Genomic DNA, 12,336 nt, shown 5'->3' with positions numbered 1-12,336 from the left:
CTCAACGGTAGTGCGCGATGATGTTGTCGGCGAAGCGATCCAGTTCGGCTTCGATGGGCTGGAATTGCAGCATGAAGAGCTCGACGCCGGCCTCGTGGAACGCGTCGATCCGCTCGATGACCTGCTCGTAGCTGCCGACCAGACCGGCCAGTGTGCCACCGTTCGAGCCGATCCGGCGGGTACCGGCCAGCACCTGGTACATCGCGGTGTTGGGATCGGTGCCCGAGGAGATCTCCGGTCTGCTCTCGCTGTCGATGAGCGCCTGCAGATGGGCCTCTTCAGCCTTGGCCTGGGCCTCGGTCTCCCGCGCGATGACGAACGCCGACAACCCGAATCGCAACGGCTCGCGGTCACGTGGGCGGCCGCGCAGATCCTCGATCAGCTCGACGGTGTCCGGCAGCTCGCCCCCGACATAGATCGGTGGAATCTCCTGTGGCACAGGGCGAACCAGGGCCTGCTGGCCGTGGCCGTCACCGATGGCGACCTGCTTGCCACGCCACAGGTCCACCACCGTGTCCAGCCATTCGGTGGTGTAGGCGTAGCGGTCGTCGTGGGCCAGCGGGTCGATGCCCAGGGCCTCCAGTTCGGGCAGGAACCAGCCGGTCACCACGTTGATCGATAACCGGCCGTCCGCGATGTCGGCGATGTTGGCCGCGATCTTGGCGAACACCAGCGGGTTGAACAGCAGCGGCTTCACCGCGCCGATGAGCTCGATGGTCGAGGTGGCCTCGGCCAGTGCGGCCAGCGTCGACCAGGTCTCCAGGACGTCGTTCTCGGTGTCGCTGGGATGGATGACGTGCTGGGCCACCAGGGTGGCGTCGAATCCGGCCTGCTCGGCACGCACCAGCAGGTCCCGGTTGCGGCGATAGCTGGGATCAGGCAGGTCGTCGGGATGGTTGCGGGCACCGTGATTGCCGTAGACCGGCGCCCAGACCCCGAATCGGGGGCCGCTCATGAGGAGGTCAGGTAGCGCTGGCGTTCCCAGTCGCTGACGTGACTGGTGTACGACTGCCATTCGCTGCGTGCGATCGCGATGAAGTCGGTGACCGACGCGGCGCCGAGGATCTCCAGGATCGTGTCGTCCTGGGCGGTCAACGCCAGCGCGGTGCCCAGCGAGTCCGGCAGCGGGGAACCCTTGCCGTACAGGTTGCCCTCCCCGCCCGGGGGTGGCAGCCGGCGCGCCTCGATCCCGGCGATCACCGCGGCCAGCGCCGAGGCCACCAGCCAGTAGGGGTTGGAATCCGAAGCGCCGGTGCGCAACTCGATGCGGGTGCCCTCCGGCGATTCGACCAGTGAGCGGACGGCCGCACTCCGGTTGTCGCGGCTCCAGTTGACCGTGTCGGGGGCGAACGAGTCGGGCGTGTAGCGCCGGTAGGCGTTCACCGAGTGCGCACCGAACAGCGTGATGGACGGCAGGTGCTCGAGCAGGCCCGCGATCGCGAACAGTTCGAGTTCGTTCTCGGCGCCGTCCACCGGCGCGAACGCCGGCCGGCCGTCACGCCACAGCGAGATGTGCAGGTGCGCAGAGCTTCCCGACTGATCGGAGAACGGTTTGGGCATGAAGCTGGCGACCTTGCCGTGCTTGCGCGCCACCTCCTTGGCCGCGTACTTCAGCCGGGCGCTGTCGTCGGCGGCGTCGAGCGCGTCGGCATACACCAGGTTGGTCTCGACCTGGCCGGGACCGTACTCGGTCTGCACGCCCTCCAGTCGGGTGAAGGCGTCCAGGGTTTCGTACAGATCGGTCAGCAGCGGGTCGAGGGTGTTGGCGTTCTCCAGGGAGTAGGCGTGGATGTCGTTCTGCACCGGTGAGCCATCGCGCTCGAGAAGGTAGAACTCGAACTCCACCCCCACTTTCGCGGTGTAGCCCAGCGACGCCAGCCGTGCCAGCACCCGGCGCAGCACCCCGCGCGGATCCAGCAGCGACGGGCTGCCGTCGGGGCGCAGGATGTCGGAGATCACATGGCCGACGCCGGGCCGCCAGGGCAGCAGGTGGAAGGTCGAGAAATCCGGGATGGCGTGGACGTCGGAGTACCCGTCGTCCCAGTTGGTCAGCTGCAACCCGTCGATCACGGTGCCGTCGGTGTTCCAGCCGAGCGCGGCCTCGCAGAACGCGAACCCGTGCCGGGCCCGGTCCAGGAACTGCTTGGCGGGGATGCGCTTGCCCGCGGCGTGGCCGAACGGATCGCTCCAGGCCACCTCGATTTCACGCAGGCTGCCCTCGTGTAGCCGCCGCAGCAGATCGGTCTCCGCATCGGAGACCGATCGGTCAGCGGCGGTCGGGGCATCGTGCAACTGCGTCATACCCGGCAAGGTAGGGATACCGGGCGCGGTGACACCAGGTTTGCGGTCAGCCTGATCAATACATCTGCGTCACGGCTCGATGCCGCGCCGCTCGTCGATGACGAACAGCAGCAGGGTGATGGCGAGCAGCGCGGCGGGCAGCCAGATGGCCCGCACCCCCATCACCCGGGTGGCGTAGGCCCCGGCCACCGCGCCGAGCGCGAAGAACAGCGTGAGCAGCCCATAGGTACGAAAACCCGCCCGGCTCTTGTCATCGTGTTCGGCGAACCGGGAGTAGCCGAACTCCACCAGTCGCATGATGTTGCCGGTGGTGGCCAGCGGCACGTACACCAGGTCGCCGATACTGCGGAACAACCCGATCTGGATGCCCGCGACGAACGAGATCGGCACCGTCACCAGGACGTGCGGTATCGAAGCGGGCGCGAACCCGAAGGCGGCCAGCACGATGGCCTGCACCAGCATCGTCCACCGCAGCGGGTGCTTGAGGTGGCGGTCGCCGCGGCCGGATTTGAGGTAGGCCGCCAGCCAGACCCCGGCCATGAACGCCAGGATCGGCCAGACGTGGGCCAGGGCGGTCATCAGGTGCCCTTCGCTGGCGTCCATCGCGAAGAAAATCACGTTGCCGGTCTGGACGTTGGCGAAGACGTGACCGCGGGCGATGTAGGTGTGCGCGTCGAGGAATGCGTTGGTCACCGTGAGCAGCAGGGCGAAGTGCAGGGTGGTGGTGGTACGCGTCATCGAATCGCAAGCATGCCCTACTTCCGAAACGATCACGAGACCAAGCCTGCGCCCCTAATGTCTCCGAGCATGGGCATCGCCACTCGAGTCAACGGTCAGCCACCACCCGAGATCGCCTTGAGCGACATCAACCTGGGCACATTCGAGTTCTGGCAACTCGACGACAGCGTGCGCGACGGAGCGTTCGCCACCCTGCGCCGGGAATCGCCCATCACCTTCTTCCACGAGGTGGAATTCGAGGGGGTGCCCGCCGGGCCCGGGCACTGGGCGCTGACCAAACTCGACGACGTCTTCTACGCCAGCCGGCACCCGGACATCTTCAGCTCCTACCCGAACATCACCATCGGCGACCAGATCCCGGAGGTCGCCGAGTACTTCGGCTCGATGATCGCCCTGGACGATCCACGGCATGCCCGGCTGCGCAACATCGTGCGCAGCGCGTTCACCCCGAAGGTGGTGGCCCGCACCGAGGCCTCGGTGCGCGACCGCGCCCGCAGCCTGGTGGCGGCGATGGTCGAGAACAATCCAGACGGCACCGGTGAGTTGGTGACCGAGCTGTCCGGGCCGCTGCCGCTGCAGGTCATCTGCGACATGATGGGCATCCCGGAGTCCGACCACCAGCAGATCTTCCACTGGACCAACATCATCCTCGGCTTCGGCGACCCCGACCTGACCACCGACTTCGACGAGTTCATGAAGGTCGCCATCGACATCGGGGCCTACGCCACCGCGCTGGCCGAGGACCGCCGGAGCAATCCGCGGGAGGATCTGACCACCGCACTGGTCGCCGCCGAGGTCGACGGGGAACAGCTCACCTCCGCCGAGATCGCGTCCTTCTTCATCCTGTTGGCGGTGGCCGGCAACGAGACCACCCGCAACGCGATCAGCCACGGTGTGCTGGCCCTGACCCGCTATCCGGATCAGCGCCGGATCTGGTGGAACGATTTCGAGGCCACCACGTCCAGCGCCGTCGAGGAGATCGTGCGCTGGGCCTCGCCGGTGATCTACATGCGCCGCACCGTGACCCGCGATATCGAACTGAGCGGGGTCAAGATGGCGCAGGGCGACAAGGTGACCATGTGGTACGCCTCGGCCAACCGCGACGAGGACAAATTCGACAACCCGTGGCTGTTCGACGTCACCCGCAACCCCAACCACCACGTCGGATTCGGCGGTGGCGGAGCGCATTTCTGCCTGGGCGCCAACCTGGCCCGCCGGGAAATCGCCGTGGTGTTCGAGGAGTTGCGCAACCGCATCCCCGACATCGAGGTCACCGAAGAACCGGCCATGCTGCTGTCGGCGTTCATCCACGGCATCAAGCGGCTACCGGTCAGCTGGACCCCGCCGTCCTGAGCGTTGCTGGCGCGGCGGCTGCCACCCTCGTAGCGTGGTGCACGGGCGGGAGCTAAGGAGAGCCACCATGAAGCAACGGCTGCACTGGTTCGCGATGCACGGGGTGGTGCGCGCGGTGGCGGGGTGGTCGGCCCGGCGCGGCGATGCCCAGGCCCGGTTGGTGGCCGACCCCGCGGTGCGCGCCGACCCGGTGCCGTTCTATGACGAACTGCGGGCGATCGGCCCGCTGGTGCGCTCCCGGGTCAGCTACCTGACCGTCGACCACGCGATCGCCAACGACATCCTGCGGTCCGAGGATTTCCGGGTGATCTCGCTGGGCGCGAACCTGCCGGGGCCGGTGGGCTGGCTGGAGCGGCGCACCCGAGACACCCTGCTGCATCCGCTGCGGCCGCCGTCGCTGCTCGCGGTCGAACCGCCCGACCACACCCGCTACCGCAAGACGGTGTCCTCGGTGTTCACCAGCCGGGCCGTGGCGGCGCTGCGTGATCGTGTCGAGGACACCGCCGGTGAGCTTCTGGACGGACTGGGCGACGGCCGGGGCGTGGTCGACATCGTGGCGCGGTACTGCTCGCAGTTGCCGGTCGCGGTGATCAGCGACATCCTCGGTGTTCCGGATCGCGACCGGCCCAAGGTGCTGGAGTTCGGTGAGCTGGCCGCACCCAGCCTCGACGTCGGGCTGAGCTGGCAGCAGTACCAGCGGGTGCAGCACGGGATCGCCGGCTTCAACTCCTGGCTTGCCGCCCACCTGCGCAGCCTGCGCGAGCACCCCGGTGACGATCTGATGAGCCAGCTGATCAAGGTCGCCGATGACGGCGCGCTGCTCGACGAAACCGAATTGCAGGCCACCGCCGGGCTGGTCCTGGCCGCCGGTTTCGAGACCACGGTGAACCTGCTGGGCAACGGCATTCGGCTGCTGCTCAATTCACCGGACCAGCTGGCCGTGCTGGCCGAAGATCCGTCGCTGTGGCCCAACGCGGTCGAGGAGATCCTGCGGCTGGAGTCACCGGTGCAGCTCTCGGCGCGGGTGGCCCGCACCGACACCGAGGTGGCCGGGACGACGGTGCGCGCCGGCGAGATGGTGGTGACCTACCTGGCCGCGGCCAATCGCGACCCGGCGGTGTTCGCCGATCCGCACCGCTTCGACGTGCGCCGCGAGAACGCTGGTAAGCACCTGGCATTCTCCGGCGGCCGGCACTTCTGCCTGGGTGCCGCACTGGCCCGCGCCGAAGGGGAGGTCGGGCTGCGCCGGTTCTTCACCCACTTCCCCGACGTCCGGCTGGCCGGGCTGGGCACCCGCCGCGACACCCGGGTGTTGCGGGGCTGGGCCGAGCTTCCGGTCAGCCTGGGCGCGCCCGGTCTGATCCCGTCGCGGGACTGACTCAAGGCCGGTTCTGCGCGTCGGCGGCCTCGGCGTCGACATGCGGGTCGATCGAGTCGGCGTGCGACAGCCGCTCGTCGAGATCCTCGCGACGCGCCGCCGCTTCGGTACGGTGCTTGTCGGCGTTGTCCTGCAGGCGTCGCGCCTCAGCCACCTTCGCCTCTGCTTCAGCCTGTGCCGCACGGGCTTTCGCGGCGGTCTCCTCGGCGATGGCTTCGCGGCGCGCCACCGTCTGATGTTCCTCGCGGACCTGCTCGCGGATCTCCTCGGCCTGGGCGTGCCGGCGGCTGGCCTGCTTGTTACGGGCCAGCCAGGCGATTGCGCCGATGACGACGACCGCCGCGATCACGCCGATGACGATCCAGACGATGGTGTTGGTGGTCATCGAGGGCTCCTTCGTCGCGCGGTGTCGCCGGACGCGGCACCGTCAATAACCACTCGTTCCCGCCCCGGCACCGCCTCAAACCGCGCCGAGCGCACAGAGCATCCCGGCCGCCGACCGCGGCCAGGGGAAGTTCTCCGCTCGCTGCCGGGCGCACGATCGCCGGTCCGGTTCGGGTCGGTCGATCACATCGGCCACCGCACCGGCGAAGGCCCGCGGGTCGTTGTCCGCGCTGGCGCCGCTGTCCGGGGTGAGGATCTCGGCCAGCGCCGAGGTGCGCGACACCACGGCCGGGGTACCACACGCCAGCGCCTCCAGCGCGGCCAGCCCGAACGTTTCGTGCGGTCCGGGTGCCAGCGCGACGTCGGCGGTCGCCAGCAGGGTGGCCACGTCGTCGCGGGAGGTGACGAACCCGGTGAAGTCGACAGGTAGCCCGGCGGCGTATCGCTGCAACCGGGCTCGCAGCGGACCGTCGCCGACGATGACCAGTCGCGCGTCGATACCGGAATCACGAAGGGCGACAAGGGCATCGATGCTGCGGTCGGCACGCTTCTCCACCGACAGCCGGCCGCAGTGCACCAGCAACACCTGATCGGGAGCGGCCCACCGGCGGCGGGTGTCTGCACAGAACCTACGGGGGTGAAACGTGTCGAGGTCGACTCCCAGCGGCACCGTCATGACATTGCTGGCGCCGATGCGGTCGAACTCCTCGCGGGCGAAGGCGGTGGTACACAGCACGGTGTCATAGTCGGCGGCGGTGCGCCGGTTGGCGGCATCGGACAGCCTGCGGGCCAGCGGTGTGGGCAGAATCTGGCCGGTCAGCCGGTCCAGGCGCTCGTGGGAAATCATCACCGTGGTGACACCGCGCCTGGCACCCCAGCGCCCCAGCGAGCGCAACGTGAACCGGTCGGACACCTCGATGGCATCCGGAGACAGCGTGTCGAGCACCCCGACGACCGGTGCCGGCAGCACCGCGCGGTACCCACCTGTGAAGGGAATCTGCCTGGCGGGCACCGCGATTCGCACCACCCCGGTTGGCAGCTGGACAGTGCTCGGCTGTGCGCCCGGGACGATGAGGAACACCTCGTGGCCGGCGGCGACATACTCGGCGCCCAGCCGGTCCACCGCGGTGCGCAGGCCACCCGAGCGCGGGCCGTAGAAGTTCGCGACCTGCGCGACGCGCATCATGGCCCCATCCGACCGCGCGCCGATGTGCGCACACCGACCGCGACGCTGCCGCCTGCTGAACGGCCGGTGAACTCCCCTACGCCAGGTAGCGGCCGAACCAGTCCTGCAGCCGCTGCCACGCGTCAGCGGCGGCTGTCGCGTTGTACCGCGCTCCGGTGTCGTTGAAGAAGGCGTGGTCGGCGTCGGGTTCGACGATCAGTTCGTGCACCAGCCCGGCCCGTTCCAGGGCGGCCTTCGCGGTCGGCTCGGTGGAGGTGACCCGCTGGTCGAGTGCACCGTAGAAGCCGAGTACCGCAGCATTTTTCGAACCGGCAAAATCCGGGTTGTCGGGCACCGGACCGTAGAACGGCGCCGCCGCAGACAGGCGCGGCTCCCCCGATGCGAGCAGTCGCCACACCAGACCCCCGCCGAAGCAGAAGCCGACGACACCCACCTTCTGGCCGGGAACCCGGCGCTGTACTTCGTCGAGGCCGGAGCGCAGGTCCGCGAGGAACCGGTCGGGGGCGACGGCGCCAAGGGCCGCGGTGGCGGCGGCCGGGTCGCTGAACGTGGCGGTGCCACCCTCTTCGGACAGCAGGTCGATGGCCAGTGCCGAGTAACCGACACCGGCGAGCCGGCCGGCCACCGAACCGACCCAGTCGTTGAGCCCCTTGTTCTCGTGGATCACCAGTACGGCCCCGCGTGGGGTGGCGGCCGGCGCCCATCGGCCCAGGAGTTCGCCGCGGGGGCCGGCCCAACTGGCCGGTGTCGCCTCCACCGCGGTGTCCATCCCGGGCGGGGGTGCCGCCGCACGTGACGACGATGACGCCGCCGGTGCGCCGGCGGGCTTGTCCTGACCGCAGGCGGCGATCAGTGCGCTCGCTGCGGCGGCGCCCATCCCGAGCAGGGCCAGGCGCCGCAACGCTTCCCGGCGACTGAGCAGACCGTCGACGTGGTCGGTGGCGATCTCTTCGGCGATGTAGCGCTGTAGCGGAGTCACCTCCGCGAGTATGCGCGCGGTCGGCACCCCTGACCATGACGCCTGATCAGCAGCTGTGAACACATCCAAAAAAATGTCTACTTGGTCGTTGACACCCGTCCTGCCAGCCGGTTCTATGGACGTCGTGACCTACGACACGATCATCCGCAACGGCCGCTGGTTCGACGGCACCGGCGCGCCCTCGGCGATCCGCAACATCGGAATCCGGGACGGCCGGGTCGTGGCGGTGACACCACACCCGCTCGACGAGACCGGTGCGGAGGTCGTGGACGCCACCGGCAAGTGGGTGCTGCCCGGAATGGTCGACGTCCACACTCACTACGACGTGGAAGTGCTGGGTGGTCCCGGCCTGCCGGAGTCGGTACGCCACGGTGTCACCACGGTGCTGCTGGGCTCGTGCTCGTTGTCGACGCTGTACGTGGACGGCAGCGATGCCGGTGACCTGTTCGGCCGGGTCGAGGCGATCCCGCGCGAACACGTGATGAAGGCCGTGGACGACTCCAAAACGTGGAGCAACGCCGAGCAGTACGTACAGGCGCTGGAGTCACGTCCCCTGGGCCCCAACGTCGCCTCGTTCATCGGTCATTCCGATATGCGTACCGCCACTATGGGTCTGGACCGCGCCACCCGAAAGGACCAGCGCCCCACGGCCACTGAGCAGGCGCAGATGGAACGGATGCTCGTCGACGCCCTCGACGCCGGGTTCGTCGGCCTGTCCTCCCAGCAGCTGCTGTTCGACAAGATCGACGGCGAGACCTGCCGGTCGCGCACCCTGCCGTCCACCTACGCCAGACCGCGCGAGCTGCGCCGGCTGAAGTCCCTGGTGCGCAAGCGCGGCCGCGTGCTGCAGTCCGGCCCGGACATCCAGAACCCGCTGAATCTGGCTTCCCAAGTGGCGCAATCACTTCCGGTGCTTCGCAAGAAGCTCAAGACCAGCCTGCTGTCGGCCGCCGACGTCAAGGCCAACCCGCTGGCCATCCTGATGATGGGCCCGCTGGCCCGGCTGGTGAACAGGTTCGGCGCGGACTTCCGCTGGCAGCACCTGCCGGTGCCGTTCGAGGTGTACGCCGACGGGATCGACCTGGTGGTGTTCGAGGAGTTCGGCTCCGGTGCCGCCGCACTGCACCTGCGCGACGAGGTCGAGCGCAACGCCCTGCTGGCCGACGAGGAGTACCGCCGCCAGTTCCGCAAGGACTACGACAGCAAGTTCGGCGTGCGGGTGTGGCACCGGGACTTCTTCGACGCCGAAATCGTGGCCTGCCCCGACGAATCCGTGGTCGGCAAGTCCTTCGGCCAGGTCGGCGTGGACCGCGGCGGGCTGCACCCGGTCGACGCGTTCCTGGATCTGGTGCTCGAGCATGGCACCAAGCTGCGGTGGCGGACCACGATCTCCAACCACCGGCCCGAGGTGCTCAAGAAGCTGGCCCGCGATCCGGGTATCCAGATGGGCTTCTCCGATGCCGGCGCCCACCTGCGCAACATGGCGTTCTACAACTACGGGCTGCGGCTGCTGCGCCACGTCCGCGACGCCGAGCGCATGGGCTCGCCGTTCATGACGATCGAACAGGCCGTGCACCGGATGACCGGCGAGCTGGCTGACTGGTACCAGATCGACGCGGGGCATCTACGGCTCGGAGACCGGGCCGACCTCGTCGTGATCGACCCCGACCACCTCGACAGCCAGCTCGACGAGTATGCCGAGGAACCCGTCGAGCAGTACGCCGGCCTGCCGCGGATGGTCAACCGCAACAACGACACCGTCGAACTGGTCCTGATCGGCGGGCGCACCGTGGTGCGCCACGGCCAGCCCACCGACGTGCTCGGCGCCCAGCGCACCGGCAGCTTCCTACGGGTCGGCCAGTCCGCCCCGGCCCCGTCGTCCACCACCACCACCACCACATCGGAGTTCGCCCATGCCCACTGAGACCGCAGCCGTTCCCGCCACCGTCGCCGAGACGGTCCTGGGTATGTGGAAGGCGCTCTCGGCGCGGGACTGGGAGGCCGTCAAGACCTTCCTGTCCGAGGACTGCATCTACGTGGACATGCCGGTCGGCCCCGCCGCGGCCGCCCGCGGACCGGAGGACATCGTCAAGCGGCTCAAGGTCGGCCTGGAGTCGCTGGCCGGCTACGAGAACCACGACGGTGTGCTGGTGAGCAACGGCGTGGACACCATGTACGAGCACTCCGAGACCTGGACGTTCACGTCCGGCGAACAGGGTGTGCTGCAGTTCGTGACCGTGCACAAGGTTCAGGACGGCAAGATCACGCTGTGGAAGGACTACTGGGACATGAACGGGTTGACGAGCTTCGCGCCGCCGACCTGGCTGGAGGATTTCGCGACGGCCGACATGTCCTGGGTGTTCGACGCGACCGGCTTGATCTAGCCGCGCCGCCCGCGGGCTGACGAGCCGGTGCTGCGCGGCCCGTCCCCGTTGTCCGACGCAGCGGACGGCGTCGCGCTGCGGTGCGGGGTGTCGCGGCCGGTGGCGGCGGCTCCCCCGACCGTAAAGCCATTGATATTGAAGCCGGGCCCGGACTTGGTGACGCCCTGACTGTTCTGCAGGATCGACACCGCAATGGAGACCGGGCCAGGACCCGCCGCCACGAAGTTGTCGTTGCCGCCCACGTTGAGTGCGCCATTGAGAACACCTGTGCCGCCGCCGGCCCACACGATGGTGTCGTTGCCGCCGAGATCGATTGCGGTGTTGGCGATCCCGGTCGCCAGTGCCTGGTTGGCCTCGAACGTGGTGCCGCTGCCGAACAGGTTGACGGCGATGTTGCCGAACCCGATGGCGCCGACCTTGCTGCCGCCGCTGACCGTGGTGCCGGGCGTGAGGTTCAGCGCGATGTTAAGACCCTGACCGCCCGCGCTGGACTGGGCGTAGTTCCCGAACGCGCCGGAGATTCCGAACACGCCGTTGGCCACCGCGCCGGTGTTGTCCCCGACGGCCGCGGCGATCCCGAACAGACCGGGTGCCAATGTCACGGCGTCGGTACCGACGGAGAACGCCGCACCGAAGTAGCCGGGGGCCAGCGCCTGGGCGTTGGTGCCGATGGCAATGGCAATGCTGGTCAGGTTGCTCTGGCAATTCGCACTGTTGCCGATGCCGAAGAACGATGCGCAGGTGGCGTTGGCCGTCGGCGCGGACTGGATCGACGCGGTGGCCATCGCGACTGCTGCCGCGCCTGCCAGCAGGAAAGTACCTGGTGTCCGGGCCACGGCGGTGCTCCTCGCCTCGAAGCTGTGATGTGGCTGGAAGGTACTCCGGTCAGTCAGGGGCCGGGCGGGAAATCGATACACCCGTCGACCGGGAGGTGCGTCCAGGCGCAGCGCCGACCGCTCTGCGGCCCCTCGCAACTGGGGTTGAGCCACAGCGACGGCGTCGCGGCGATGGGGATGCCGAAGTTGTTCATGAAGGCCGGGGCGAAGCAGGATCCCGAGGCGTCCGCGTGCGCCGGCTCCGACAGCCCGAATGCCACAGCCACCGCAGCGACCGCGACGATGAGGTGCTTGATCATGGTTCCCCCTGGTACGCAGCCCCAAATGTAGCTCGGAGCGGCCGTCCCCGGGCTACTCTCGACTGGCCGGGAACGTTTGATCGTCGGAAGGGCCAGCATGCGCTCGATCTTGGTTGCAACGGCAGTCACGGGATTGCTTACGGCGGCACTGCCATTGGCGGGTCCGGCGTCGGCGGCCTGTGACTCGGCGAGCTGCCTGCCCAACGTGGCGCGCAACGTTTCCGCCGGGATGCCGTGCACGCCGAGTATCAACTTCAATTTCGGCCTGGACGCGGCGAACAACACGGTGATCTGCTCGGCAGCCGGCACCTGGGTTCCCACCGGGCCCCTTCAGGGTGAGGCGGCTCCCGCGCTGCGCTGCGCGACACCCGGCACCACGGCCCAGACCCGGCTGAGCGGGAATACGCTGCAGATCCAGGTTCCCGGAATCCCGCTGCAGTGCGTCGGCCCGCCGGGCGCCGCCAAGTGGGTGCACTTCGACGTCCCCGCCTGGTGAGC

General features: G+C 68.7%; 13 protein-coding genes. 5 read left to right on the top strand and 8 right to left on the bottom strand.

Translation table 11 applies throughout. The features are described from left to right. Window position 1 precedes the first annotated feature (1 nt). The 3 genes from BN3385_RS19665 to BN3385_RS19655 all read right to left on the bottom strand — a co-directional run bounded on the left by BN3385_RS19665 (window position 2) and on the right by BN3385_RS19655 (window position 3,039). Complete coding sequence (locus BN3385_RS19665; protein ID WP_059019214.1) at window positions 2-955, bottom strand: LLM class flavin-dependent oxidoreductase; 954 nt, start codon at window positions 953-955, stop codon at window positions 2-4. Next, complete coding sequence (locus tag BN3385_RS19660; RefSeq protein ID WP_059019212.1) at window positions 952-2,301, bottom strand: glutamine synthetase family protein; 1,350 nt, start codon at window positions 2,299-2,301, stop codon at window positions 952-954. The genes BN3385_RS19665 and BN3385_RS19660 overlap by 4 nt, the downstream gene beginning before the upstream one ends. A 69-nt stretch (window positions 2,302-2,370) precedes the next feature. Then, window positions 2,371-3,039, bottom strand: coding sequence for a YoaK family protein (locus BN3385_RS19655; protein ID WP_059019209.1), 669 nt, complete (start codon window positions 3,037-3,039; stop codon window positions 2,371-2,373). 69 nt (window positions 3,040-3,108) lie between these two features. On the opposite strand from BN3385_RS19655, the gene BN3385_RS19650 reads away from it, so the two are divergent. Both BN3385_RS19650 and BN3385_RS19645 read left to right on the top strand, forming a co-directional pair. Continuing rightward, a complete protein-coding gene (locus tag BN3385_RS19650; RefSeq protein ID WP_156432819.1) occupies window positions 3,109-4,392 on the top strand; it encodes a cytochrome P450 in 1,284 nt (427 codons plus the stop codon). A 67-nt stretch (window positions 4,393-4,459) separates the two neighbouring features. Next, the gene (locus BN3385_RS19645; protein ID WP_059019206.1) at window positions 4,460-5,770 is read left to right on the top strand and encodes a cytochrome P450; all 1,311 of its coding nucleotides are present in this window, start codon (window positions 4,460-4,462) and stop codon (window positions 5,768-5,770) included. A gap of 1 nt (window position 5,771) precedes the next feature. On the opposite strand, the gene BN3385_RS19640 is transcribed toward BN3385_RS19645, so the two are convergent. The 3 genes from BN3385_RS19640 to BN3385_RS19630 all read right to left on the bottom strand — a co-directional run bounded on the left by BN3385_RS19640 (window position 5,772) and on the right by BN3385_RS19630 (window position 8,319). Next, window positions 5,772-6,155: a hypothetical protein gene (locus BN3385_RS19640; RefSeq protein WP_059019204.1), complete on the bottom strand. Its 384-nt coding sequence runs from the start codon at window positions 6,153-6,155 to the stop codon at window positions 5,772-5,774. A gap of 75 nt (window positions 6,156-6,230) precedes the next feature. After that, window positions 6,231-7,337 (bottom strand): glycosyltransferase, encoded by a 1,107-nt coding sequence (locus tag BN3385_RS19635; protein ID WP_059022179.1) that lies wholly within the window; start codon window positions 7,335-7,337, stop codon window positions 6,231-6,233. Window positions 7,338-7,416: 79 nt separating this feature from the next. After that, entirely contained in the window at window positions 7,417-8,319 is a 903-nt protein-coding gene (locus BN3385_RS19630; RefSeq protein ID WP_059022177.1) for a dienelactone hydrolase family protein, read from the bottom strand. Window positions 8,320-8,443: 124 nt separating this feature from the next. Here BN3385_RS19630 and BN3385_RS19625 point away from each other — a divergent pair, with 124 nt between their 5' ends. Both BN3385_RS19625 and BN3385_RS19620 read left to right on the top strand, forming a co-directional pair. Beyond that, window positions 8,444-10,243, top strand: a complete 1,800-nt coding sequence (locus BN3385_RS19625) for an N-acyl-D-amino-acid deacylase family protein (RefSeq protein ID WP_082690749.1) — start codon at window positions 8,444-8,446, stop codon at window positions 10,241-10,243. Continuing rightward, window positions 10,233-10,703 (top strand): nuclear transport factor 2 family protein, encoded by a 471-nt coding sequence (locus BN3385_RS19620; protein ID WP_059019201.1) that lies wholly within the window; start codon window positions 10,233-10,235, stop codon window positions 10,701-10,703. The genes BN3385_RS19625 and BN3385_RS19620 overlap by 11 nt, the downstream gene beginning before the upstream one ends. On the opposite strand, the gene BN3385_RS19615 is transcribed toward BN3385_RS19620, so the two are convergent. Together BN3385_RS19615 and BN3385_RS19610 are read right to left on the bottom strand one after the other, a co-directional pair. After that, window positions 10,700-11,539, bottom strand: coding sequence for a hypothetical protein (locus BN3385_RS19615; RefSeq protein ID WP_156432818.1), 840 nt, complete (start codon window positions 11,537-11,539; stop codon window positions 10,700-10,702). The genes BN3385_RS19620 and BN3385_RS19615 overlap by 4 nt on opposite strands. 53 nt (window positions 11,540-11,592) lie before the next feature. Next, window positions 11,593-11,838, bottom strand: coding sequence for a hypothetical protein (locus BN3385_RS19610; RefSeq protein WP_059019197.1), 246 nt, complete (start codon window positions 11,836-11,838; stop codon window positions 11,593-11,595). 205 nt (window positions 11,839-12,043) lie between these two features. Here BN3385_RS19610 and BN3385_RS19605 point away from each other — a divergent pair, with 205 nt between their 5' ends. Further along, entirely contained in the window at window positions 12,044-12,334 is a 291-nt protein-coding gene (locus BN3385_RS19605) for a hypothetical protein (RefSeq protein ID WP_231748768.1), read from the top strand. The last annotated feature ends 2 nt before the right edge of the window (window positions 12,335-12,336 follow it).

The organism is Mycobacterium sp. M26, assembly GCF_001494595.1.
Lineage (GTDB): Bacteria > Actinomycetota > Actinomycetes > Mycobacteriales > Mycobacteriaceae > Mycobacterium.
This window is presented reverse-complemented; position numbering and strand designations above follow the sequence as displayed.